This is a genomic window from Ancylobacter sp. SL191 (assembly GCF_026625645.1).
Lineage (GTDB): Bacteria > Pseudomonadota > Alphaproteobacteria > Rhizobiales > Xanthobacteraceae > Ancylobacter.
In genome coordinates, this window is sequence record NZ_CP113056.1 from 2,569,592 (window position 1) to 2,593,506 (window position 23,915).

Genomic DNA, 23,915 nt, shown 5'->3' on the forward strand with positions numbered 1-23,915 from the left:
CCGCGCCGCCTCAAGCCGCTTCGATCCGCCCCCCGGAGGATCGAGGCGTTATTCCGATGCCGCCTATTCGGCCGGCGCCGCCTGCACCGAGGTGGGCAGGCTCGCCGTCTCCGTCTCCGTTACCGCGAGCTTCGAGCAGGCGAAGAGGAAGCCGGCGACGATCACATAGGCCAGCGCCACGCCGGGCGTGACGCCGATCCCCACCGCTTCGCCATGCATGAAGCCGAAGAAGGTGAGGACGGCGCCGGCGAGCGCGAAGGCCGCGGCCGGCACGAATTTGCGCTCCACCACGAACACGCCGATGGCGCCGAGCACGAGGCCGACCAGGATCGCGCCCCCGCCCATCACCTCGAGCCCATGGTAGAGCACGCCGACCGAGCCGAGCTTGTCGAGGCCGAGCGCCGCCGCCGAGGTGCCGGCGACCGCCAGCGAATTGTCGATCAGCAGCTTGGCCCAGGCCGCCAGATGCGGGGTGAGCGCCAGCACCACGGCCGGGGCGTGCTTGGCGGGCGTGGTCTGGAACGCCTGCGCGCCAATGAGCATGCCGATGTAGAGCAGGATCGGCGAGATGGCGACGACCGGGATCAGCGCCAGAAGCAGGGCGATGATGCCGAACCAGGAGAGGATGATGACCATCAGCCCGGTTGCGGCCGAGTAGCCGATGCGCCCGCCCATCGACTTCCAGCCGGGGTGGCCGATATAGACCGCGTTGATGAAGGGGTTGCCCATCAGGCAGCCGATGAGGCTCACCACGCCGTCGGCGGTCAGCACCCGCGTGGTTGGGTAATGGTCGCCCGCCGCTTCCGCGCTCTCTACATTGTCCATGGCTTCCACGAGGTCGTAGATGCCGAAGGGAATGGCGGTCACCAGGATGATGCCGAGATACTGGAAGCCGGAGAAGACGTGATCGAAGGCCGGCAGCGGCACGGAGAAGCCGAAGCTGGAGAGCGCCGCGCCCACATTGGCGACGCTCATGCCGCCATAATTCAGGCCGAGCGCGGTGGAGCCCCAGGCGATGATCATGCCGACGGCGATGGCGACGAGGCCGGCGGGAATGCCCTTGGGGTATTTCACCCCGCCAAACCAGCTCACCAGGATGATGGCGAAGCAGGTGAGGCCGATGACCGGCGTGGTGAAGATCTCGAAGGCGGGGCGCATCGAGATGAAGGCGATGGAGACGCCCGCCAGTGTGCCGAGCAGGGCCGCGCGGGGGGTGATCCTGCGGATATAGGGGGCGATGAAGCCACCGATCATCAGGATGAAGCTCTGGAAGAACACCCAGACGAGGCCGGCTTCCCAGCCCTTGATCGGGTCGCCCGTCGCCGCGCCGATCGGCAGCATGATGACGAAGGTGACGACGAACATATGCGGCACCGAGATGCCCGAGGGCAGGGCGCACACATCATCGCGCCCGGTCTTCTTGGCGAGCTGGTAGCCGAGCCAGGCGTAATAGCTCGTGGACAGGAACATCATCAGCCCGACGGCGGGCAGGATGCGGCCGAAGACGATTTCCGGCGGCATCTTCAGCACGAATTGCAGCAGGCCGGTCAGCACCAGCATGTTGACGAGGATGTTGGTGCCGAAGCCGAACAGGGCATTCCAGTCGCCCCGCGTCCACAACGTCGGCCTCATGCCGATGCGGGAGGAGGATATCGGCGTCATTTCGGTGGCGGACATGGTGGTTCGTCCCCTCAGGTTGATCGGTGGTCGCTCAGGCGAAAGGCGGCAGGCGCACGCTGAAACTCACGCCGCGTCGCTCTGGGCGGCGGGCTTGTTGCCGAGCGCGGCGGTGAGCGCCGCGGAATCGGAGACCCAGCCGAAGATCCCGCCCTGCGCCTTGATCATCTCGAGGCCAATGCGGTGGAACTCCGGGAAATAGGAGGCGCAGCAATCGCTGAGCGCGACGCAGCGATAGCCGCGGTCATTGCCCTCGCGGATCGTGGTGTGGACGCAGACCTCGGTGGTGACGCCGGCCACCAGCAGCGTGTCGATGCCGCGGTTCTTCAGCATGAGCTCGAGGTCGGTCTGGTAGAAGGCGCCCTTGCCGGGCTTGTCGAGGACCGGCTCGCCGGGTGCGGGATAAAGCGCGGCGATGATGTCGTGGCCGGGCTCGCCGCGAATAAGGATGCGGCCCATCGGGCCGGCGCAGCCGATGCGTGTGGTGGGCTCGCCGCGCTCGACCTTGGCGGGCGGCGCGTCCATCATGTCCGGGCGGTGGCCTTCGCGGGTGTGGATGACCAGCATCCCCGCCGCGCGCGCCGCCGCCAGCGCCACCTGACAGGGACCGACCGCCGCCTGCAGCAGCGACACGTCATTGCCCAGCGTCTCGCCGAAGCCGCCCGGCTCCAGAAAGTCCCGCTGCATATCAATGATGACCAGCGCCGCGCGCGCCGGATCAAAGGCAAGGGCGGCAGGCTCGGCGGCGAGAAGGCTGTCGGGCATGGGGCGGCTCCGCAATCAGGAAGCACGGCACCTCGGCGGAGGGCGTCGGTTCGTGCATACATTGATGTATGCAGGAGGCGTGCCAAGCCTTTATTGGATATAAGTAACTGATGATAATAGATATATTTTTGTGATCTGGTCGACGCGCTGCGGTCTTTATGATGGCATATTGATTAAATTATATGCATTTATAGAGGCGTGAATGAATTGGGCATCGCGACGTGCGGGTGGTTGTTGCACGGGTCCGCCCGGTGAAGGATAGGGCGTCTCGGGAGTCGCCATGCTCATCGCCCATCTCTCCGACCCGCATCTGCGCCCGCCGGGCGTGCTCTATCAGGGGCTGGTCGATTCCAACGCCATGTTCGTCGCGGCGCTGGATCATCTCGCCCGGCTCGAGCCGCGCCCCGATCTGGTGCTGCTGAGCGGCGATCTGGTGGATGACGGAACGCCCGAGGAATACGCCCATGCCCGCGTTCTGCTGGCGGGGATCGGGCTGCCACTGCTGGCCATTCCCGGCAATCACGATGAGCGCGAGGCGTTTCGCGCCGCCTTCGCCGATCACCCGCATCTGCCCGACACTGGGCCGTTGCATTTCGCGGTGGGCGATCACGGCCCGGTGCGGATTGTCGCTGTCGATGTCACCGTGCCCGGCGATCATCACGGCGACTTCGACGCGGCGGCGGAAGACTGGCTGGAGGCGAGGCTGGCCGCCGAGCCGGAGCGGCCGACGCTGGTGATGATGCACCAGCCGCCGTTCGAGAGCGGCATCGCCTGCATTGACGACTATAACTGCCGCGGTGGTGACCGGCTTGCCGCCGTGCTGGCGCGCCATCCCCAAGTCGAGCGGCTGCTCTGCGGCCATATCCACCGCTCCATGCAACTCCGCTTCGGCGGGACGCTGCTGCTCACCGCGCCCAGCACGACCACCGCCATCGCCCTGCGCCTCGTGCCGGAGGCGGAGGCGGCCTCTTTCGTCGAGCCGCCGGCGCTGCTGCTGCATCAGTGGCGGCCGGGCACCGGGCTCGTCACCCACCATGTCCCGATCGGCCGCTTTCCCGGCCCGTTCGACTTTTTCTGAGGCCGGGCCGGCCGGCGCGCCCCCTTTTCGGATCGCGCCCGAGCGCCCATATTCCCGCCATGGCCAAAGCAGCACGTCCCGGCGGATTCTCCGAGCGCTCCCAGCGCGCCTTCGAGCCCGCCCAATCCGCGACTCTCGACCCCGCTCTCGCCGAGAAGCTCGGCGTGGCGCCGACCTCGGGCGCCTCCGCCACCGTGGCGGCGCTCACCGCGCTGATCGAGACCGGCCGGCCGGAAGTGGACGGCCAGCTCTGGGTGCCGCATCGGCCCGCCCGCCCGGAAAAGTCCGAGGGCGGCGTCGAGTTCGTGCTGAAGTCCGACTACACGCCCAATGGCGACCAGCCCCACGCGATCGATGAGCTCTGCAAGGCGGCGCAGGAGGGCGAGCGCGATCAGGTTCTGCTCGGCGTCACCGGCTCGGGCAAGACCTTCACCATGGCCAATGTCATTCAGCGCCTGCAGCGCCCGGCGCTGGTTCTGGCGCCGAACAAGACGCTGGCGGCGCAGCTCTATGGCGAGTTCAAGAGCTTCTTCCCCGACAATGCGGTGGAGTATTTCGTCTCCTATTACGACTACTACCAGCCGGAAGCCTATGTGCCGCGCACCGACACCTTCATCGAGAAGGAATCGTCGATCAACGAGCAGATCGACCGGATGCGCCACTCGGCGACGCGCGCGCTGCTGGAGCGCGACGACGTCATCATCGTCGCCTCTGTCTCCTGCATCTACGGTATCGGCTCGGTCGAGACCTATGCCTCGATGACCTTCAAGGTCGCGGTGGGCGAGCGCATCGATCAGCGCCAGCTCCTCGCCGACCTCGTGGCCCTGCAATATAAGCGCACCCAGGCCGATTTCGGTCGCGGCACCTTTCGCGTGCGCGGCGATGTGATCGAGGTGTTCCCGGCGCATTACGAGGACCGCGCCTGGCGCATCTCGCTGTTCGGCGACGAGGTGGAGAGCATCCAGGAGTTCGACCCGCTCACCGGGCAGAAGTCGCAGGATCTCAAATTCGTCAAGCTCTACGCCAATTCGCACTATGTGACGCCGCGCCCGACGCTGATCCAGGCGACCCAGGGCATCAAGGCCGAGCTGAAGATGCGGCTGGACGAGCTCAACGCCATGGGCCGCTTTCTCGAAGCGCAACGGCTGGAGCAGCGCTGCACCTTCGATCTCGAAATGATGGAAGCGACGGGAAGCTGCGCCGGCATCGAGAACTATTCGCGCTGGCTCACCGGCCGCCAGCCCGGCGAGCCGCCGCCGACGCTGTTCGAGTATGTGCCTGACAACGCCCTGATCTTCTGCGACGAGAGCCACGTCACCGTGCCGCAGATCGGCGCCATGTATCGCGGCGACTTCCGCCGCAAGGCGACGCTGGCGGAATATGGTTTCCGCCTGCCGAGCTGCATGGACAACCGGCCGCTGCGCTTCGAGGAATGGGAGGCGATGCGGCCGCAGACCGTTCACGTCTCCGCCACCCCCGGCAAATGGGAGATGGAGAAGACCGGCGGCGTGTTCGTCGAGCAGGTCATCCGCCCGACGGGTCTGGTCGACCCAGAGGTCGAGGTCCGCCCCGCCCGCACGCAGGTCGACGACCTGCTGGGCGAGGTGCGCGCCACCGCCGCGCAGGGCTACCGCACGCTGGTGACGGTGCTCACCAAGCGCATGGCGGAAGACCTCACCGAATATCTGCACGAGAACGGCATCCGCGTGCGCTACATGCACTCGGACATCGACACGATCGAGCGCATCGAGATCATCCGCGACCTGCGCCTCGGCGCCTTCGACGTGCTGATCGGCATCAATCTGCTGCGTGAGGGCCTCGACATTCCCGAATGCGGGCTGGTGACCATCCTCGACGCCGACAAGGAAGGCTTCCTGCGCTCGGAAACCTCGCTGGTGCAGACCATCGGCCGCGCCGCGCGCAATGTCGACGGCCGGGTCATCCTCTATGCCGACAACATCACCGGCTCGATGGAACGGGCGATGGCGGAAACCGAGCGCCGCCGCGCCAAGCAGGTCGCCTGGAACACCGAGCATGGCATCACGCCTGAAAGCGTGCGCAAGGCGATCGGCGACATCCTCAACAGCGTCTATGAGCGCGACCATGTGACCGTGGATGCCGGCATGGCCGAGGGCGCCGCCACCTATGGCAACAACCTCGCCGCGGTGATGGCGGATCTGGAAAAGCGCATGCGCGCCGCCGCCGCCGATCTCGATTTCGAGCAGGCCGCCCGGCTGCGCGACGAGATCAAGCGGCTGCAGGCGACGGAACTCGCCATCTCCGACGATCCGCTCGCCCGGCAGGCCAGCGTCGATGACCAGACCGGCGGCTATCGCGGCGAGCGTAAATATGGCCGCGCCGCCAATATGCCGGAGAAAAAGGCGGGGCGGGGCAAGGGGGGCGCCAAGGCGGGCCCGCGTTCCTCGCCCGGCCATGTCTCCTCCGGCCATGCCGCGCGGGCCGACGAGGCGCAGGCGGTCTATGATTCCGGCGACGACGCCCCGCTGCCGCGCTCGCGCATCGTCGTGCCTTCGCTCGACGATATGGGCCCCGGGACCGACCGGGTGGAGCCGCTGCGCGTCGAGGACTGGGTGCGGCCGGAGCGGCCGGACCCGATGACCAAGGGCTACCGGCCCGGCGGACGCCGCAAGGGACGATGACGCGGCGCGGAGAGCGCGTCAGAACCGCTTCTTCAGCCAGATGCAGGAATGGCCGGGCGGGTAATCGTCGATCTGGCCGAAGCGCTGGTAACCGTGCTTGGCGTAGAAATCCGGCGCCTGGAAGCTGTAGGTCTGCAGATGGGCGCCGATGCAGCCACGCGCCCGCGCCTCCGTCTCGGCGGCACCGAGCAGGGCGCTGCCCACGCCGCCACCCCGCGCCTCGGGCGAAACCCATAGCCAATCGACGAACATCCAGCCGAAGTAGCAGTGCGCCTTGAGCCCGGCCTGGACCCCGCCGTCGCCATCGCGGGCGATGACCCAGAAGTTCGAGGCGTGCAGTGGGCCGCCCTTGGCTTCGTTGTAAACATCGAGCCCCCGGTCGATCAGCTCCCGCACCTCGGCTACCGGATTGGCCTCCACGTCTAGTCTCATGGGCTGCTCTCCACGGCCTCGTATTTGCGCGAGGTGGTCTTTGCCGCCCTTCGTGGCAACAATGCGTGGCAATGCCAATGAGGCATGGGGGAATGTCATGGGTTTCACGCAAGCCGTATCGAGCGGTCTCAGCCAGTACGCCACCTTCACCGGCCGGGCCACGCGGTCGGAATATTGGTGGTGGGTGCTGTTCTCGATCCTCGTCAACATCGTCACCGGCCTGCTCGATACGGCGCTGTTCGGCGCGGTGTCGCTGCTGGCCTATGGCGATATGCACGCGCTGACGCCGATCAGCACGCTTGTCGGGCTCGCGCTGCTCATCCCCTCGCTCGCGCTGGCCGTGCGCCGCTTCCACGACATGGATCACACCGGCTGGTGGCTGCTGATCGGGCTCACCGGCATCGGCGCGTTTGTTATCTTCTTCTGGTTCATGCGGCGCGGCACGCTGGGCCCGAACCGCTTCGGCTACGACCCGCTGAGCTGATCCCGCTGAGCTGAAGCTCCAACGAAAACGGGCGCCGCAAGGGCGCCCGTTCAATCGGTCAGGAGGCGAAGGTTCAGCCCTGCTGGATGGCGCTGAGCTGCCAGGCGCCGCCCGGCGTGCGGGTGAAGGTCCAGAACTCCACTGCCTGCTCCAGACGGTCAGCGTCGCTCTGCACCACGCGGCCGGTGGCCTTGTCGAGCGTCACGTCCTTGAGCTGGTAGCGCATGGCGACGGTGGCGTAGTCGCGGCCATCCTCGTTCCAGGCTTCCGACAGGTCGCCCTGCAGCAGCTTCACGTCGGTGAGGCGGTTCTCAAGGCCGTTCTTGGCGAGATCGTCCAGTTCCTCGCCGATATAGCCCATCATTTCCGGCGTCAGGCGCTCCGTCAGCGCGGCGCGGTCGTCACGGCCATAGGCCGTCTGGACCTCGCCGAGCAGGCGCTCGAAGCTGTCGAAATCGCCACCGTCCAGCTTGATCGGGCGGCCGCGCGGGCCGGTGCCGAAGCCGAATCGGGCGGGGCCCGTGGCGGCCGCTGCCGGCGCGCCCTGCGGCGCACCCGTGCCGCCGGCGCCGTTCAGCGCGTCGCGCTGCAGCGGCGCAGCCGGATCGGGGCGGGCACCGCCGGCATAGGACGGCTGGTTGCGGCTGCGCAGCCAGCCCATCACCAGACGGACGACGATGAAGATGAGCGCCACCTGAAGCAGCAGGCCGAGAATGCCGGAGAGGCTGCCGAGGCCAGAGAAGAAGCCGGAGCCCATGAGCAGGCCGAACAGGCCGGCGCCGAGCAGGCCGCCCATCAGGCCACCCATGAAGCCGCCGCGGTTGAAGAAGCCGCCGGGCTGGGCGCCGGGCGCGCGGGCCGCCGCGCTGGGCGCGGTCTGGCCCTGCGGCGTCGCGGAACGCTGCATCGGCTGGGCGGAAGGCGCGGTGGGGGTCGGGGCCGGGGTCGACCAGGTCTTGGAGCCACGGCTGCCGAAGCTGCCGCTACGGCCGACGCGCGCCTCGGCGAAATCGGTGGCGACCATCAGGCCGGCACCGAGAAACAGGGTCGCCACGGCGAGACGCAGCATGGCGGAACGGGAACGCGGAGACTTCACGAGGCGGGTTCTCCCAACACGACGGCGATCCGGCGGCCCGAAGATCGGGCCTGCCGCTGCGTCACATATGGGGAAGAAGCGCGGTGATTTCCACCTCGTCGCCATCACGTCGCTGCGACGAGGGTCATCTGTGACCCGTCGGGCGGCGAGGGAGGGGACGGCGCCGATTCCCGACGGCCTCAGAAACCGAGGCGCGATTCGAGCGAGGCGATGGAGCCCACGGGCGCGGATACGAGGCTGCCGGACTTCTTGTCGGCGGAGGCCGGAGCGGCAATCTGACCGGGCAGAGCCTTCGACTGGAGGGCCTTGGGCGGCAGGGCGGCTTGGGTCTGAACCTCGGAACGGTTCATGACGGGGGGCATTTCGACGTCCTTCTGTTACGCATACGCAGCCGGCGATTCACGCGCCGGATTGACCACAAAAGACACCGCCACTGGACGATGCCGGCTCAACGAGACTGACTATGAAGGTTTAACGGTTAACCTTGCCTGAGCCTGACGTTCATATTGGGCGCGATTCCGTTCAGAAACGGGGCGCCTATAAGGCAGAACGAAAGAATCCGAACCCTGTTGCGCGGATGCCTCACGGTCAGGGCGCTGAGATAGGCGTGGGTCGCACCTGCGACAACCTAATCTTCAGGCATGGCTGTCATGCCCGGCATGCTAATTGCTAAGTTGTCTTACGCCTAAAGGAGTATCGCCATGTCGGGAGTCGCCTCATGTCCCTCGCTCTGACCATCGCCGTGTCGGACAGCGAATCCGACGTCGATACCGAGTTCGACCTGTCGCTGCGCGACGACATCCGCATGCTCGGCCGCGTGCTCGGCGAGACGGTGCGCGATCAGGAGGGCGAGGCGACCTATGAGCTAGTGGAGAGCATCCGCCGCGTCTCCACCCGCTTCCACCGCGCGGACGACCAGAGCGCCCGGCGCGAGCTGGAGGCGATGCTCTCGGATCTCGGGCCGGACCAGACCATCTCCATCGTCCGCGCCTTCAGCTATTTCTCGCACCTCGCCAACATCGCCGAGGACCAGAACGTGATCCGTCGCCGCCGCGCCGTCGCGGCGAGCGGGCGCGGCGCGACGCCGGCCTCGATCGCCCATGCGCTGGAGCGCGCCCGTACGGCCGGCATCCCGCTGGCGGAGCTGCGCAAGTTCTTCGCCACCGCGCTGGCGAGCCCGGTGCTGACCGCCCACCCGACCGAGGTGCGCCGCCGTTCCACCCAGACGCATGAGATGCGCATCGCCGAGCTGCTGGCCGGGCGCGCCGGCCTCGAGCCGACGCCGGAGGAAGTCGGGGAGGCCGAGGACGAGCTGCGCCGGCGCGTGTTGATGCTCTGGCAGACCAACCTGCTGCGCCGCACCAAGCTGACCGTGCTGGACGAGGTGGCGAACGGGCTTGCCTATTACGACTACACCTTCCTGCGCGAACTGCCGAAGCTCTATGCGGCGCTGGAGGATCGCCTCGCCGTGGTCGAGGGCGTGCCGCCGGAAAGCGCCCCCGAGGTCGGCTCCTTCCTGCGCATGGGAAGCTGGATCGGCGGTGACCGCGACGGCAACCCCTTCGTCACCGCCGAAGTCACCCGCGAGACCATGCGGATGCAGAGCGCGCAGGCGGTGCGCTTCTATCTCGGCGAACTTGATGCGCTCGGCGCCGAGCTTTCCATCTCCACCATTCGCGTCAAGGTGTCCGGCGAATTGCTGGCGCTGGTGGATTCGGCCGCCGATTCCTCGCCGCACCGGCGCAACGAGCCGTACCGCCTCGCCGCCTCCGCCATCGCCGCCCGGCTGCGCGCCACCGCCTTCCGGCTGGAGATCGCCGATCTCATCGGCCTCACCGTCAAGCCGTCGGTCGCGCCCTATGCCTCGGCCAGGGAGTTCCGCGCCGATCTCGACATCATCGACGCCTCGCTCAAGGCGCACCGCTCGGCCGCTATCGCGCGCGGCAAGCTGCGGGCGCTGCGCCGGGCGGTGGACTGCTTCGGCTTCCACCTCGCCATTCTGGATTCGCGCCAGAACTCCGACGTGCATGAGCGCTGCGTCGCCGAGCTGTTCGAGGTCGCCGCGCCCGGCACCAATTACAAGGCGCTGCCCGAGGGCACGCGTACCTCGCTGCTGCTGCGCGAGCTGACCACGGCGCGCCCGCTCACCTCGCCCTTCGCGGCCTATTCCGAGGAGACGGTGGGCGAGCTGGCGATGCTGCGCACCTGTGCCCGCATCCACGAGATCTATGGCCGCGAGGCGATCCAGACCTGCATCATCTCCAAGGCCGAGGGCGTCTCGGACATGCTGGAGCTGGCGCTGCTGCTCAAGGAGGTCGGTCTCGTCGATCCCGCCGGCGCAGCGGCGGTGAACATCGTGCCGCTGTTCGAGACCATCGAGGATCTGCGCAACGCCGCCAAGGTGATGGAGCAGATGTTCCGCCTGCCGGAATATCGCAAGCTGGTCGACAGCCGCGGCGGCATGCAGGAAGTGATGCTCGGCTATTCCGACTCCAACAAGGATGGTGGCTTCGTCACCTCCGGCTGGGAGCTCTACAAGGCCGAGATCGAGCTGATCGAGGTGTTCAAGCGCCATGGCGTGAAGCTGCGCCTGTTCCATGGCCGCGGCGGTTCGGTCGGCCGCGGCGGCGGGCCGAGCTACGACGCCATCCTCGCCCAGCCGGGCGGGGCGGTGCAGGGCGAGATCCGCATCACCGAGCAGGGCGAGATCATCTCGTCCAAGTTCGCCAACCCGGCGGTCGGGCGCGGCAATCTGGAAATCCTCGCTGCCGCCACGCTGGAGGCGACGCTGCTCTCGGGCGATGCCAAGGCGCCGCGCGAGGAATATCTCACCGTGATGGAGGAGCTGTCCGACGCGGCCTTCCGCGCCTATCGCTCGCTGGTCTACGAGACCCCGCGCTTCGAGGACTATTTCTGGGAGTCGACGGTCATCAACGAAATCGCGACGCTCAACATCGGCTCGCGCCCGGCCTCGCGCAAGAAGACGCGGCGGATCGAGGATCTGCGCGCCATTCCCTGGGTGTTCTCCTGGGCGCAGTGCCGGCTCATGCTGCCGGGCTGGTACGGCTTCGGCTCGGCGGTGACGGCGTGGCTGGAGAAGCACCCGGACGGCCTGCCGCTGCTGCAGGAGATGTACCGCGAGTGGCCGTTCTTCCGCACCCAGCTCTCCAATATGGACATGGTGCTCTCCAAGAGCTCCATCGCCATCGCCTCGCGCTACGCGCAGCTGGTGGAGGATGTGGAACTGCGCGAGAGTATTTTCGGGCGCATCCGCACCGAATATCAGGCCGCCATCGACTCGCTGCTGACCATCTCGCAGCAGACCAAGCTGCTCGGCTCCAACCCGCTGCTCGACCGCTCGATCCGCAACCGCTTCCCCTATATCGACCCGCTCAACCATGTGCAGGTCGGTCTGCTCCGCAAGTACCGGGCGAGCGACACGGACGAGAAGGTGCTGCAGGGCATCCAGCTGACCATCAACGGCATCTCCGCCGGCCTGCGGAACTCCGGCTGAGGCGCGGTCATGGTGTTCGCCTGCACGATACCGGCCCGGCCGACGACGCTGGCCGATGATGAGCGTGTGCGCATCACGCGCTGGGATTTCGAGCCCGGCGCGACCACCGGCTGGCACGAGCACGCGATGGACTATGCCATCGTCTTCGTCACCGACGGGCTGATGGAGATCGACGTGGACGGGACGGTGACGCAGGTCGCCATGGCGGCCGGCGCCGCCTATTCCCGCCCCGCCGGCATCCGCCACGACGTGCGCAACGCCGGCGAAGCCCCGATGAGCTTCGTCGAGGTGGAGATGAAGTAGGGCCGGGGGGCGGGGGCCTTCATCCGTCCCCGCCATCCTCTATACTGGCGGTCACCCTTATCCCCGTTGCCGGTTCGCCATGTACACGCCGCCCGCCTTCCGCGAAGACGATCCCGCCACGCTCCGCCAGATCATCCGCGCGGCGCGGCTTGCCACGCTGGTGACGGCGACGGCCGAGGGGCTGATGGCAACGCCGCTGCCGCTCTATCTCGATGAGAGCGAGGGCGCGCATGGCGTGCTCTATGGCCATCTCGCCAAGGCCAACCCGCAATGGAAGGCCGCCTCGCTCGGCGAGGCGCTGGTGCTGTTCTCCGGCGCCGACGCCTACATCACGCCGAGCTGGTACGCGGCCAAGCAGGACCACGGCAAGGTGGTGCCGACCTGGAACTATGAGGCGGTCCACGCCTATGGCCCGGCCGAGTTCTTTGAGGATGGTGCGCGCCTCCTGGAGGCGGTGACGCGGCTCACCCAGCTTTATGAGCAGCCGCGCGCCGAGCCCTGGGCCGTCACCGACGCACCGGAGCCCTTCATCGCCAGCCAGCTCAAGGGCATTGTCGGGCTGCGCCTGCCGATCACCCGGCTGGAAGGCAAGCGCAAGATGAGCCAGAACCGCTCCGAGGCCGACCGCGAGGGTGTCGCGCGCGGGCTGGCCGAGAGCGAAAGCCCGCGCGACCACGCCGTCGCGGCGATGATCCCGACCTCTGGCCCCTGATCTCTGCGAGCCCCCGCACATGAGCGTCCTGCCTGAGCTGTCGCAACTCTCTCTCTCTATGTCGCCGCCGCCCTGCTGCTGGCGGTCACGCCCGGCCCCGGCATCTTCTATGTCGCGGCGCGCACGCTGGCCGGCGGGCGGGCGGAGGGCATTGCTTCCTCCTTCGGCACCGGCCTTGGCGGCATGGTGCATGTGGTCGCGGGAAGCCTCGGCGTCTCGGCCTTGGTGCTGGCAAGCGCGGAACTGTTCACCGCGCTGAAGCTCATCGGCGCCGCCTATCTCGTCTGGATCGGCTGGCGCACCATCCGCGCCGCCGGGCGCGACGCGGCGGCCGCTCTGGCGGGGCAGGCGGCTGTGCCACCCATTGGCGCGCGACGTGCCTTCCGCGAGGGCGTGCTGGTCGAGGCGCTCAACCCGAAGACGGCGGCCTTCTTCCTCGCCTTCATCCCGCAATTCATCGATCCCGCCGGCGCGGTGGCGCTGCAATTCGTGCTGCTCGGCTTTATCGCGGTGGCGCTGAACACGCTGGCCGACATCGCCGTCGCCATGGCCGCTGGCAGCCTGCGCGAGCGGGCCGCCGCCCGTCCGCTCCTCATGCGCCGCCTGCGCCAGACCTCCGGTGGCGCTATGATCGCGCTCGGCCTTGGACTGAGCCTCGCTCGCCGCCCGGCGTGACTGATCGTTACCCCGCCGCCGGCATCTCCGGGACGATCTTCGGCGGTACGCGGGCCATGTGGAAGGCGGCCTTGATCAGCGCCGCGTTGCCCTCGGCCTCGCTGCCATCCGGCATCAGCTTGCCATCCTCAAGGCCGATCCGTGTATCCAGCCCGCGCATCAGCGCGTCCTGGTAGAGCGGCCATTTGGTGGCGTCGAAGCCGTGCTGGAGGATGGGCACGTCGAGGCTGGCGCGGGCCAGCACCGTGCGGATGCCGGCGGCGGCGGCGAGGCCTTCCGCCGTGTCCTGCTCATTGATCTCAATGAGGATGCGCAGGGTTTGGCGCGCCTCGGGCAAGGCGACGAAGCGCTCGGCATCCGCCACCGACCACAGTCCGGCCTCGACGCCGATGCCGCGCGACAGGCACAGGCGGATCATTTCCGGCGCGTCCGTTTCGATCAGGTTGATCGAGACATAGTCCGGCAGCACCTCCCACGCCTTCACCGCCTCGAGCCGGCCGGCGCCGCCGGGGGCGATGCCGGCATGGGTGGAGAGGCCGATCGGCGTCTGCGGCAGGCGGGCGCGAATGGCGCGGATCGCCGCCGCGACCGCGGCCGGTTCCAGCGTCTCCGCGCCGTCCTCGCCGCGCGGATGGACGTGAAGTTCGCTCGCGCCCGCCGCGATGGCGAGCGCCGCATCGGTCGCGAGTTCCGACGCGCTGAGCGGGGTGAACGCGTGAAAGTCCTTGGTCCGCGAACCGTTGAGGCAGGCCTGCAGCATCGCACTCTCCTTGGCGCCGTTACCCATCAACCCGATGGGTGGCCCTTTCGTTTCAGCCGCATGACCGCGCGGTCGAGCGCCTGCAGGAATTCCGAGCGGTCGCGCGGGGAAAAGGCGCGCGGGCCGCGCGTCATCTCGCCGGCCTCGCGCAGATCGGCCATCAAATTGCGGGTCGCAAGCTGCATGCCAATGCTGGAGGCGGTGAAGGGCCGGCCATTGGGCGCGATGGCTTCCGCCCCCTTCGCCACCACGCGGGCGGCAAGCGGCACGTCGGCGGTGATGACGAGATCGCCCTCTTCCGCCCGCTCGGCGATCCAGTCATCGGCGACGTCGAGCCCGGACGGCACGATAACGCGCTCCACCTCCACGTCGCGCGGCGTGGCGATGTAGCTGTTGGAGACGAGAAAGACCTTGATGCCGTGGCGGGCGGCGACCCGGTAGGTCTCGTCCTTCACCGGGCAGGCATCCGCGTCGATATAGATGAAGATCGGCTTCAGCACAGTATTACCGCCACCAAATGGCGTGAGTTCAAGAAAGAAGGGCTGCCCGCGAGGACAGCCCTTCCCATGTCAGACCGCGGTCCGGCCCGGTAACCGCCGCGAAGGCGGTGCATTGTGTCGCATCACGCGGCACGGACCTCGCAAGAGGCAAGCGTCCAGGTCACGGATACCGACGACCGCGGATCAAGACGATCAGACACTGGATCACCTCCTTTCAATTGTTGACGACGCTTGAAGCTTATACCGATTCGCCCATTCGTCATCCCCGCCGCGATCGGCTACGTTCACATAGCGTTACGCCCTGTTGAGGGGCCGTGAGGGATGCGACAGACGGAGACGACAGGGATGGTTCACGGGCTCCGAGCAATCGTCCGCCCCCTCGGTGCGGGGCTGTTGATGGGGATGCTGGCGCTGACCCCGGCGGGTGCCCAGCAGGCCTCCGATGCGCAGGCGCCCGAGGGCGCCGGGGCGGCACAGGCCGGGGCGAAGCTCGCCACCGGCAAGAGCTGGATGGTCACCGCCGCCCACCCGCTCGCGGTCGAGGCGGGTGCCGCGCAGCTGCGCGCCGGCGGCAGCGCGATCGACGCCTTGGTGGCGACGCAGCTCGTGCTCGGCCTCGTCGAGCCGCAATCCTCCGGCCTCGGGGGCGGCGCCTTCCTGGTCTATTGGGATGCGGCGCGCCGCACGCTCACCACCTTCGATGGCCGCGAGACCGCGCCGCGCGCGGCGACGCCGACCCTGTTCCTCGACGCCAAGGGCGAGCCGCTGCCCTTCATGCAGGCGGTGATCGGCGGGCGCTCGGTCGGCACGCCCGGCACGCCGCGCCTTCTGGAAACCGTGCATCGCCGTTATGGCAAGCGCCCCTGGGCCGAGCTGTTCGAGCCGGCGCGCGAGCTTGCCACCCATGGCTTCACCGTCTCGCCGCGCCTCGCGGCGCTGATCGCCGGCGATGTCGAGACGCTGAAGCGCGACCAGACCGCCCGCGCCTATTTCCTCGATGGCGACGACCTGCCCCGCAAGGAGGGCACGCGGCTGCGCAACCCGGCCTATGCGGCGACGCTGCAGGTGCTCGCCACCAGCGGGGCGGATGCGTTCTATACCGGCGCGCTGGCCGACGACATGGTGCGCGCCGTGCAGAGCGGGGCGAATGCCGGGCTGCTGGCGCGGGAGGATCTGCGCGATTATCAGGTGAAGGAGCGCGCGGCGGTCTGCGCGCCCTATCGCGGCTTCGATGTCTGCGGCATGGGCCCGCCGAGCTCGGGCGCGCTCACCCTCGGCCAGATCCTCGGCCTCGTCGCGCCGTTCGATCTCAAGGCGCTCGGGCCGACCTCGCCGGAAGCCTGGCGGGTGATCGCCGATGCCTCGCGCCTCGCCTTCGCCGACCGCGAACGCTACATGGCCGACAGCGACTTCGTGCCCATGCCAACCAAGGGCCTGCTGGCGCCGGATTATCTCAAGGGCCGGGCGGCACTGCTCAAGGGTGACGACGCGCTGCCCGCCGTCACCGCCGGCGAGCCGGGCTGGGACCACGCCCGCGCCGAGCCGCGCGCGGATGGCGCGGCGCCGGAAATGCCCTCGACGACGCAGATCACCATTGTCGATGCCGCCGGTAATGTCGCCTCCATGACCTCGACCATCGAGGCCGGTTTCGGCTCCCGGCTGATGGTGGGCGGCTTCCTGCTCAACAACGAGCTGACCGACTTCTCCTTCCGCTCGCACAAGAACGGCGTGCCGGTGGCGAACCGGGTGGAGCCGGGCAAGCGCCCGCGTTCCTCGATGACACCGACCATCGTCATGAAGGATCGCAAGCCGGTTCTGGCGTTGGGCTCGCCCGGCGGCAGCCAGATCATCGGCTATGTCGCCAAGACGCTGATCGCCCATCTCGACTGGGGGATGAAGCTGGACGAGGCCATCGCCGCGCCGAACGTGCTGGCGCGTTTCGATGCGGTGGAGATCGAGGCCGGCACGCCGGCGGAGGCGCTGGCGCCGGAGCTGAAGGCGCTCGGCTTCGAGGTGAAGACCGCGCCGATGACCTCGGGCGTGCAGGCGGTGGCGATCACCCCCGACGGCCTCATCGGCGCCGCCGACCCGCGCCGCGAGGGCGTGGCGATCGGGGAGTGAGGGGAGGCGATCAGTTCAAGACGGATCGTCAACCCGGAGCTTGAACACATACATATCGTCATCCCCGGGCTTGACCCGGGGATCCATGACTTGGGCCCGCGACCAAGGCGTGGATGGCCGGGTCAAGCCCGGGGATGACGGCGTTATCCGCTCGGGGATGACGCTTGCTTGGGCAAGCCTCACCTCAATGGCTGATCATCCACGGCCGGGCCGAGGGGAAGCTCTTGGCGCCGCTGGCGGCGGTGGCGGTCTTGGACTTCTTGGAGCGGCTCTTCATCCCGCCGGAGCAGCAGGAGCAGCTCGACGGGTGCTTCTTCGCCGCGAACTCGCCCACCGACATCGGGGCGTTGGCGGCCCGCTCATTGGTGGCGTGGGCGATCAGGTTCTCGCGCGCCATGCCGGAGAAATGCGGGGCGGTGAGCATCACGCGCGGGGCGCTGGCGCCGCAATCGGGGCAGGGCTGCGGATCCTTGTACTCGCTCATCGGCCGCATCGCGGTGAAGTCGCCGCAGCTCTCGCAGAGATATTCATAGACGGGCATGGCCGCTCCCTGGGCGTTTCCTCGTACTGAAGAGAGGGCGGGGCGGCGCTTTTGCACCGCCCCGCCGTCACCGGACGTCAGCGGGGGTCATAGGTCCGGTGAAAGCGGCATCTGGATCGAGCCGTCGAGGAACTGGGTCGGTCCCGCGGCGGTCGGGTTGATGTCGAACTCGAAGATCTCGGTCGGCAGCCAGAGCGTGGCGCAGGCATTGGGAATGTCGACGACGCCGGAGATGTGGCCCTGCACCGGCGCGGTGCCGAGGATCGAATAGGCCTGCGCGCCGGAATAGCCGAACTTCTTCAGGTACTCGATGGCGTTGAGGCAGGCCTGGCGGTAGGCGATGTGGACGTCGAGATAGTGCTGGCCGCCCTGCTCATCGACCGAGATGCCCTCGAAGATCAGGTAGTCCTTGTAGTTCGGGGTGATCGGCGACGGCTTGAAGATCGGGTTCTTGATCCCGTACTTGGCCATGCCGCCCTTCAGCACCTCGACCTTGAGGTGCACCCAGCCGGCCATCTCGATGGCGCCGCAGAAGGTGATCTCGCCGTCGCCTTGGCTGAAGTGCAGGTCGCCCATGGAGAGGCCGCCGCCCTCGACATAGACCGGGAAATAGATCTTCGAGCCGCGCGACAGATCCTTGATGTCGCAATTGCCGCCATGCTCGCGCGGAGGAACGGTGCGCGCGCCGGTGGCGGCCGCCGCGGTCTTCGCGTCGCCGGTCAGTCGGCCCATATGGGCGGTGGCGGCGAAGGGCGGGGCGGCGAGCGGGGGCACGCGGGTCGGGTTGGTGTCGATCAGCGCCTGCTCGCGGGTGTTCCAGGTGTCGAGCAGCTTCGGGTCGGGCAGGCAGCCGATGAGGCCGGGGTGGATGAGCCCGGCGAAGTTCACGCCCGGCACATGGCGCGAGGAGGTGAACATGCCCTTGAAGTCCCAGATCGACTTCTGGGCGAGCGGGAAATGGTCGGTCAGGAAGCCGCCGCCATTCTTCTTGGAGAAGAAGCCGTTGAAGCCCCACTGGCTGTCCGGCATGGCGCCGATGTCGAGAAGGTCGACCACGAGCAGATCGCCGGGCTCGGCGCCCTTGACGCCGATCGGGCCGGACAGGAAGTGCACGATGGTCAGGTCGATGTCGCGCACATCGTCAGCGGACTCGTTGTTCTTGATGAAGCCGCCGGTCCAGTCATAGGTCTCGACGATGAAGTCGTCGCCCGGCTTCACCCAGGCCACCATCGGAATGTCCGGGTGCCAGCGGTTGTGAACCATGTCGTTCTCATAGGCCGACTGGTTCAGGTCGATCTTGATCAGGGTCTCGGTCATGCGTCTCACTCCCCGTGGACAAGCTGGGATTCTGGGCAAGCTGGGCGGAACGGTCCGGCGGGGGCTCGGACCGGAAAAACTCACACCGACAGGAACTTGGCGACCTTCGCCTCGTCGATGTCCGCGCGCTTGTCCTCGTGGACGATCTCGCCATTCTCGATGACGAGCACGCGGTCGGCGATGTCGAGGGCGAAGGACAGCACCTGTTCGGACACGACGATGGACAGGCCACGCTCGTCGCGGATGCGCTTCAGCGTGCGGGCCATCTCGCGGATGATCGAGGGCTGGATGCCCTCGGTCGGCTCGTCGAGCAGCAGCACCTTGGGGTCGGTGGCGAGCGCGCGGGCGATGGCGAGCTGCTGCTGCTGGCCGCCGGAGAGGTTGCCCCCGCGCCGGCCCTTCATTTCGAGCAGCACCGGGAACAGCTCATAGATGTCCGGCGGCACCTTGCTCTCGCCGCGCGGGATGAGCCCGGTCTCGATGTTCTCCTGCACCGTCATGGTGGAAAAGATCATGCGGCCCTGCGGCACATAGGCGACGCCATTGGCCACGCGCTCATAGCTCTTGAGCTTGGTCACGTCGGTCGCACCGACGCTCACCGTGCCGCTCTTGGTCGGCACGATGCCCATCAGCGACTTCATGAGCGTGGTCTTGCCCATGCCGTTGCGGCCCATGATGGCGATGATCTCATTGGGCGCGACGTTGAAGTTCAGCCCGTGCAGGACTTCGCTCTCGCCATAGGAGACATGGAGGTTGGAGACGTTCAGCATGGGGCGTCCCTCAATGGCCGAGATAGACTTCGATGACCTTGGGGTCCGCCTGGACCTTGGCCATCGAGCCTTCGGAGAGGATCTTGCCCTGGTGCAGCACCGTCACCTTGTGGGCGATGTCCTCGACGAACTTCATGTCGTGCTCGATCACGATCACCGAGCGGTTCTTGATGATGGTGTTGAGCAGTTCCGCCGTCTTCTTGCGCTCGGAGACACTCATGCCGGCCACCGGCTCGTCGAGCATCAGCAGTTCCGGGTCTTGAATGAGCAGCATGCCGATCTCCAGCCACTGCTTCTGGCCGTGCGAGAGATATTCGGCGCGCTGGTCGAGCTGGTCGGCGAGGAAGATGGTCTCGGCGATCTCCTGCACCCGCTCCTTCACCGCGGTGTCGCGGCGGAAGGTGAGGGCGCCCACCACGTTGCGCCCCTTGGGGTAGGAGATTTCCAGATTCTCGAAGACGGTCAGGTCTTCATAGATCGACGGGTTCTGGAACTTGCGGCCGACGCCGGCGCGGACGATCTCGTGCTCCTTCATCTTGGTCAGCTCGCGGTCCTTGAAGCGGATCGAGCCGGTGGTGGCCTTGGTGCGGCCGCAGATGAGGTCGAGCACGGTGGTCTTGCCGGCGCCGTTCGGGCCGATGATGACGCGGATCTCGTTCTCGTCGACATAGAAGGACAGGTCGTTGACCGCCTTGAAGCCGTCGAAGGAGACGGTGAGCCCTTCCACCGCCAGAACGAAGTCCTTGTTCATGGTGTCGGTGATGAGTTGGGTGTTCATGGCGCGAGCCTCCTCACTCGGCGGCGGCGGGGGCGACCGGCCCGGAGGCCGGCGGGCTGGCGGAAGGCGGCGCGGTGCGGCGCTTCGGCGCGCCGCCGAACAGCGGCCCGAGGCGCGGGGCGACATAGCTCTGCCAGAGGCCGGCAATGCCGTTCGGGAAGATCAGCACCACGGCGATGAACAGGCCGCCGAGGCCGAACAGCCAGAGCTCGGGGAAGCTCTCGGAGAACGAGGTCTTGGCCCAGTTCACCAGCAGCGTGCCGTAGATGGCGCCGAGGATGGAGAGGCGCCCGCCGACAGCCGTGTAGATGACCATCTCGATCGAGGGCACGATGCCGACGAAGGAGGGCGACATGAAGCCCACCTGCAGGGTGAACATCGCCCCGCCGATCGCCGAGAGCGACGCCGCCAAGCAGAACACGAAGATCTTGAAGCTCGAGACGTCGTAGCCGGAGAAGCGGACGCGGTCCTCCTTGTCGCGCATGGCGACGAGGATGCGGCCGAGCTTGGAGGACTTCACGAAATAGGCGAGCAGGATGCAGGCGAGCAGCAGGCCGACGCAGATGAAGTAGAGGATGGTCTTGGCGCTGTCGGTGCGGATGTCCCAGCCGTGCAGGGTGCGCAGATCGGTGATGCCGTTAATGCCGCCGGTATAGCCCTGCTGGCCGATGATCAGGATGGTGAGGATGGCGGCGAGCGCCTGGGTGATGATGGCGAAGTAGACGCCGCCCACCCGCCGCTTGAACATGGCGTAGCCGACGATGAGGGCGAACAGCGCCGGCACCAGGACCACCGCCAGCGTGGTGAAGCCGAAGCTGCGGAACGGCTCCCAGAACCAGGGCAGGGAGGTGATCTGGTTCCAGTCCATGAAGTCGGGGATGCCCGGCGTGGACTGGATCTTGGTGTTCTCGACGCTGGAGGCTTCCAGCTTGAGATACATCGCCATGCAGTAGCCGCCGAGGCCGAAGAACACGCCCTGGCCGAGCGAGAGAATGCCGGCATAGCCCCAGCACAGCACGAGGCCGAGCGCGACGAAGGCGTAGGTCAGGTACTTGCCGACGAACTGCAGGCGGAAATTGTCCAGCGCCAGCGGCAGCACGACGAGCAGGAGGAGGGCGAGCAGCGCGATCCCGATCATGTCCTGCGGGCGCAGGAAGAAGGTGCGTGCGGATTTGGGGGCAGGAATGGTCATGAACGCCTCCTCAACGACGGACCTTGATGACGAACAGGCCCTGCGGTCGCAGCATCAGGATGATGACCACCCCGAGCAGCGTCAGAACCTTGGCCATCGAGCCGGAGAGGAAGAACTCCATGGTCGATTGGGCCTGGGAGATGGTGAAGGCGGAGGCGATGGTGCCGAGCAGGCTTTGCGCGCCGCCGAAGACGACGACCAGGAAGGTGTCGACGATGTAGAGCTGGCCGGAGGTCGGGCCGGTCGAGCCGATCATGGTGAAGGCGGAGCCCGCGACGCCGGCGATGCCGCAGCCGAGGCCGAAGGTGTAGCGGTCCACCTTCTCGGTATTGATGCCGACCGCGCCCGCCATGACGCGGTTCTGCACCACGGCGCGCACCTGCTTGCCCCAGTTCGACTTGTACATGAGCACGGCGACGGCGACGGTGATGGCGATGGTCAGGCCCATGACGAACAGGCCGTTGATCTGCACCTCGACCACCTCGGTGACCGGGAGCGAGCCCATCATCCAGCTCGGCAGCTCGACGCCGACCTCGCGCGGGCCAAACACCGAGCGGTAGAGCTGCTGGAGAATGAGGCTGAGGCCCCAGGTGGCGAGCAGCGTGTCGAGCGGGCGCTTGTAGAGGCGGCGGATCATCAGCCATTCCACCGCCATGCCGAGCGCGCCGGTGACGAAGAAGGCTAGTATCATCGCGATGAAAAAGTAGATTCCGAACAGGCCGGGGATGAAGTTCAGGAAGAACTGCGAGGTGAAATAGGTGACATAGGCGCCGAGGATCATGAACTCGCCATGGGCCATATTGATGACGCCCATCTGGCCGAAGATAATCGCCAGCCCCAGCGCCATCAGCAGGAAGACCGAGAAGAGGATCAGCCCGGCAAAGCCCTGCATGAGGAAGATGGAGCTGAGCTCCGTCAGCGAATATTCGGAAAACATCGGAAATCCCCCGGCGTGCGCGCGCGTGGCGCGGTCGTCTCCGTCAACGGAAAGTGCCCCGGAGAGGACGTGGGCCCTCTCCGGGTGGGAGCGTCAGCCGATCACTGGTAGCCCTTCGGGAACGGATCGGGCTCGATCAGCTCGGGGGTCTCGAACACCACCTTGAACTGGCCGTCGAGCTGCGCCTGGCCGACGCGGGTCTTGGACCAGAGATGGTGGTTCGGGTGGATCTTGACGTAGCCTTCCGGCGCCTTGGCGAACTCGATGCCGGCCGATGCCGCGGCGATCTTGTCGATGTCGAAGGAGCCGGCCTTCTCGACGGTGAGCTTCCACAGCCAGGGGCCGAGATAGGCGGCCTGGGTGACGTCGCCGATCACGGTCTTCTCGCCCCACATCTTCTTGAAGGCGGCGACAAAGTCCTTGTTGTTCGGGTTGTCGAGCGACTGGAAGTACTTCATGCAGCTATAGGCGCCGGCGAAGTTCTCGCCGCCGATACCGTCGATCTCGTCCTCGGTCACCGAGATGGTGAGCAGCGTCTGCTTCGAGAGGTCGATGCCGGCGGCCTTGAGCTGCTTGTAGAAGGCGACGTTCGAGCCACCGACCACGGCGGCGTAGATCACGTCCGGCTTGGTCAGCTTGATCTTGTTGATTACCGAGTTGAACTGGGTGTGGCCGAGCGGGAAATATTCCTCGCCGGCGACCTTGCCGCCCAGATGCGCCTCGATGTGCTTGCGCGCGATCTTCATCGAGGTGCGCGGCCAGATGTAGTCCGAGCCGATGAGGTAGAAGCTCTTGGCGCTCTTGGTCTTGTTGACCCAGTCGAGGCCGGCGAGGATCTGCTGCGTGGCTTCCTGGCCGGTATAGATGACGTTCTTCGACTGCTCGAGGCCTTCATAGAAGGTCGGGTAGTACAGCATGCCGTTATACTGCTCGAACACCGGCAGCACCGCCTTGCGCGAGGCCGAGGTCCAGCAGCCCATGACGGCCGCGACCTTGTCGTTGACGAGCAGCTTCTTGGCCTTCTCGGCGAAGGTCGGCCAGTCGGAGGCGCCGTCTTCCTGGATGAACTTGATCTTGCGGCCGAGCACGCCGCCCATGGCGTTGATCTGCTCGATGGCGAGCTTCTCGGCCTGCACCGAGCCGGTCTCGGAGATGGCCATCGTGCCGGTGACCGAATGCAGGATGCCCACCGTCACTTCCGTGTCAGTCACGGCAAGTCCCGTCGTGTTGACGGCGGAGGTCGCAGGCGCCTGGGCCATGGCCGGCGTCGAAAAAAGACCGCTCTGGGCAAGCAAAGGGGCGGCCGGAAGCGCGGCCATTCCCATCAGAAGCTTGCGGCGCATACTGGAAAACTTCGACGGATTGTCGTTCTCGGAAGACATACGATCCCCTCCACGGGTTTGACGTGGCCTCAACAAGCTTCTCGATGTGCTTGCATTGTGTGGATCGTGGCGGTCGATGCGGCGTCGCAGCAATACGTCGATTGACGTATAGGTGAATTGACGCCCCGCCCTCACAGTAGGTGCTACGCTGCGGTGGCGATTGTTTCCGTGGCGTTGAAGTTTTTCGCGCGCGCGCGCGAAGTAGATTCTAGTTAAATTGA

At 67.0% G+C, this 23,915-nt stretch carries 22 protein-coding genes; 8 read left to right on the top strand and 14 right to left on the bottom strand.

Annotation, left to right across the window (positions count from 1 at the left end; genetic code table 11):
- Nucleotides 1-63: 63 nt before the first annotated feature.
- A complete protein-coding gene (locus tag OU996_RS11670) occupies nt 64-1,677 on the bottom strand; it encodes a regulator (protein ID WP_267581770.1) in 1,614 nt (537 codons plus the stop codon).
- Nucleotides 1,678-1,743: 66 nt separating this feature from the next.
- Nucleotides 1,744-2,442, bottom strand: a complete 699-nt coding sequence (locus OU996_RS11675; RefSeq protein WP_267581771.1) for a cysteine hydrolase family protein — start codon at nt 2,440-2,442, stop codon at nt 1,744-1,746.
- A 280-nt stretch (nt 2,443-2,722) separates the two neighbouring features.
- Between OU996_RS11675 and OU996_RS11680 the strand changes: the two genes are divergently transcribed.
- Together OU996_RS11680 and uvrB are read left to right on the top strand one after the other, a co-directional pair.
- Nucleotides 2,723-3,520, top strand: coding sequence for a phosphodiesterase (locus OU996_RS11680; RefSeq protein ID WP_267581772.1), 798 nt, complete (start codon nt 2,723-2,725; stop codon nt 3,518-3,520).
- 59 nt (nt 3,521-3,579) lie between these two features.
- Nucleotides 3,580-6,180, top strand: coding sequence for an excinuclease ABC subunit UvrB (gene uvrB / locus OU996_RS11685; RefSeq protein ID WP_267581774.1), 2,601 nt, complete (start codon nt 3,580-3,582; stop codon nt 6,178-6,180).
- An 18-nt stretch (nt 6,181-6,198) separates the two neighbouring features.
- Here uvrB and OU996_RS11690 read toward each other — a convergent pair whose 3' ends face one another.
- A complete protein-coding gene (locus OU996_RS11690) occupies nt 6,199-6,612 on the bottom strand; it encodes a GNAT family N-acetyltransferase (RefSeq protein ID WP_267581776.1) in 414 nt (137 codons plus the stop codon).
- 97 nt (nt 6,613-6,709) lie between these two features.
- Between OU996_RS11690 and OU996_RS11695 the strand changes: the two genes are divergently transcribed.
- Nucleotides 6,710-7,096, top strand: coding sequence for a DUF805 domain-containing protein (locus OU996_RS11695; RefSeq protein ID WP_267581777.1), 387 nt, complete (start codon nt 6,710-6,712; stop codon nt 7,094-7,096).
- 73 nt (nt 7,097-7,169) lie between these two features.
- Here the strand turns inward: OU996_RS11695 and OU996_RS11700 are convergent, their stop codons facing one another.
- Together OU996_RS11700 and OU996_RS11705 are read right to left on the bottom strand one after the other, a co-directional pair.
- Nucleotides 7,170-8,192 (bottom strand): Tim44 domain-containing protein, encoded by a 1,023-nt coding sequence (locus OU996_RS11700; protein WP_267581778.1) that lies wholly within the window; start codon nt 8,190-8,192, stop codon nt 7,170-7,172.
- Between the two features lie 179 nt (nt 8,193-8,371).
- Entirely contained in the window at nt 8,372-8,554 is a 183-nt protein-coding gene (locus OU996_RS11705) for a hypothetical protein (protein WP_267581779.1), read from the bottom strand.
- 356 nt (nt 8,555-8,910) lie between these two features.
- Between OU996_RS11705 and ppc the strand changes: the two genes are divergently transcribed.
- The 4 genes from ppc (at nt 8,911) to OU996_RS11725 (ending at nt 13,396) form a co-directional block, all read left to right on the top strand.
- Nucleotides 8,911-11,706 carry a phosphoenolpyruvate carboxylase gene (ppc, locus tag OU996_RS11710; protein ID WP_267581780.1) on the top strand — a complete coding sequence of 932 codons (2,796 nt, stop codon included), beginning with the start codon at nt 8,911-8,913 and terminating at the stop codon, nt 11,704-11,706.
- Nucleotides 11,707-11,715: 9 nt separating this feature from the next.
- Nucleotides 11,716-12,009, top strand: a complete 294-nt coding sequence (locus tag OU996_RS11715) for a cupin domain-containing protein (protein WP_267581781.1) — start codon at nt 11,716-11,718, stop codon at nt 12,007-12,009.
- Between the two features lie 79 nt (nt 12,010-12,088).
- A complete protein-coding gene (locus OU996_RS11720) occupies nt 12,089-12,721 on the top strand; it encodes an FMN-binding negative transcriptional regulator (protein WP_267581782.1) in 633 nt (210 codons plus the stop codon).
- A 72-nt stretch (nt 12,722-12,793) separates the two neighbouring features.
- Complete coding sequence (locus OU996_RS11725) at nt 12,794-13,396, top strand: LysE family translocator (protein WP_267585693.1); 603 nt, start codon at nt 12,794-12,796, stop codon at nt 13,394-13,396.
- A 7-nt stretch (nt 13,397-13,403) separates the two neighbouring features.
- Here the strand turns inward: OU996_RS11725 and OU996_RS11730 are convergent, their stop codons facing one another.
- Nucleotides 13,404-14,156 (bottom strand): 3-keto-5-aminohexanoate cleavage protein, encoded by a 753-nt coding sequence (locus OU996_RS11730; RefSeq protein WP_267581783.1) that lies wholly within the window; start codon nt 14,154-14,156, stop codon nt 13,404-13,406.
- Nucleotides 14,157-14,182: 26 nt separating this feature from the next.
- Nucleotides 14,183-14,656, bottom strand: a complete 474-nt coding sequence (locus OU996_RS11735) for a YaiI/YqxD family protein (protein WP_267581784.1) — start codon at nt 14,654-14,656, stop codon at nt 14,183-14,185.
- Nucleotides 14,657-15,001: 345 nt separating this feature from the next.
- Between OU996_RS11735 and ggt the strand changes: the two genes are divergently transcribed.
- A complete protein-coding gene (gene ggt, locus OU996_RS11740; protein ID WP_420712627.1) occupies nt 15,002-16,777 on the top strand; it encodes a gamma-glutamyltransferase in 1,776 nt (591 codons plus the stop codon).
- A 184-nt stretch (nt 16,778-16,961) separates the two neighbouring features.
- Here the strand turns inward: ggt and OU996_RS11745 are convergent, their stop codons facing one another.
- From OU996_RS11745 to urtA, 7 genes are all read right to left on the bottom strand, one after another.
- On the bottom strand, nt 16,962-17,318 hold the full coding sequence (locus tag OU996_RS11745; RefSeq protein WP_267581785.1) for an FmdB family zinc ribbon protein: 357 nt from the start codon (nt 17,316-17,318) through the stop codon (nt 16,962-16,964).
- An 87-nt stretch (nt 17,319-17,405) separates the two neighbouring features.
- Nucleotides 17,406-18,635, bottom strand: coding sequence for a formamidase (fmdA, locus tag OU996_RS11750; RefSeq protein WP_267581786.1), 1,230 nt, complete (start codon nt 18,633-18,635; stop codon nt 17,406-17,408).
- Nucleotides 18,636-18,715: 80 nt separating this feature from the next.
- Nucleotides 18,716-19,405 carry an urea ABC transporter ATP-binding subunit UrtE gene (urtE, locus tag OU996_RS11755; protein WP_267581788.1) on the bottom strand — a complete coding sequence of 230 codons (690 nt, stop codon included), beginning with the start codon at nt 19,403-19,405 and terminating at the stop codon, nt 18,716-18,718.
- Nucleotides 19,406-19,415: 10 nt separating this feature from the next.
- The gene (gene urtD / locus OU996_RS11760; RefSeq protein WP_267581789.1) at nt 19,416-20,183 is read right to left on the bottom strand and encodes an urea ABC transporter ATP-binding protein UrtD; all 768 of its coding nucleotides are present in this window, start codon (nt 20,181-20,183) and stop codon (nt 19,416-19,418) included.
- 13 nt (nt 20,184-20,196) lie between these two features.
- Nucleotides 20,197-21,321 carry an urea ABC transporter permease subunit UrtC gene (gene urtC, locus OU996_RS11765; protein WP_420712760.1) on the bottom strand — a complete coding sequence of 375 codons (1,125 nt, stop codon included), beginning with the start codon at nt 21,319-21,321 and terminating at the stop codon, nt 20,197-20,199.
- A gap of 64 nt (nt 21,322-21,385) precedes the next feature.
- Nucleotides 21,386-22,312 carry an urea ABC transporter permease subunit UrtB gene (gene urtB, locus OU996_RS11770; RefSeq protein WP_267581791.1) on the bottom strand — a complete coding sequence of 309 codons (927 nt, stop codon included), beginning with the start codon at nt 22,310-22,312 and terminating at the stop codon, nt 21,386-21,388.
- Between the two features lie 101 nt (nt 22,313-22,413).
- A complete protein-coding gene (gene urtA / locus OU996_RS11775) occupies nt 22,414-23,694 on the bottom strand; it encodes an urea ABC transporter substrate-binding protein (protein ID WP_267581792.1) in 1,281 nt (426 codons plus the stop codon).
- Nucleotides 23,695-23,915: the final 221 nt, after the last annotated feature.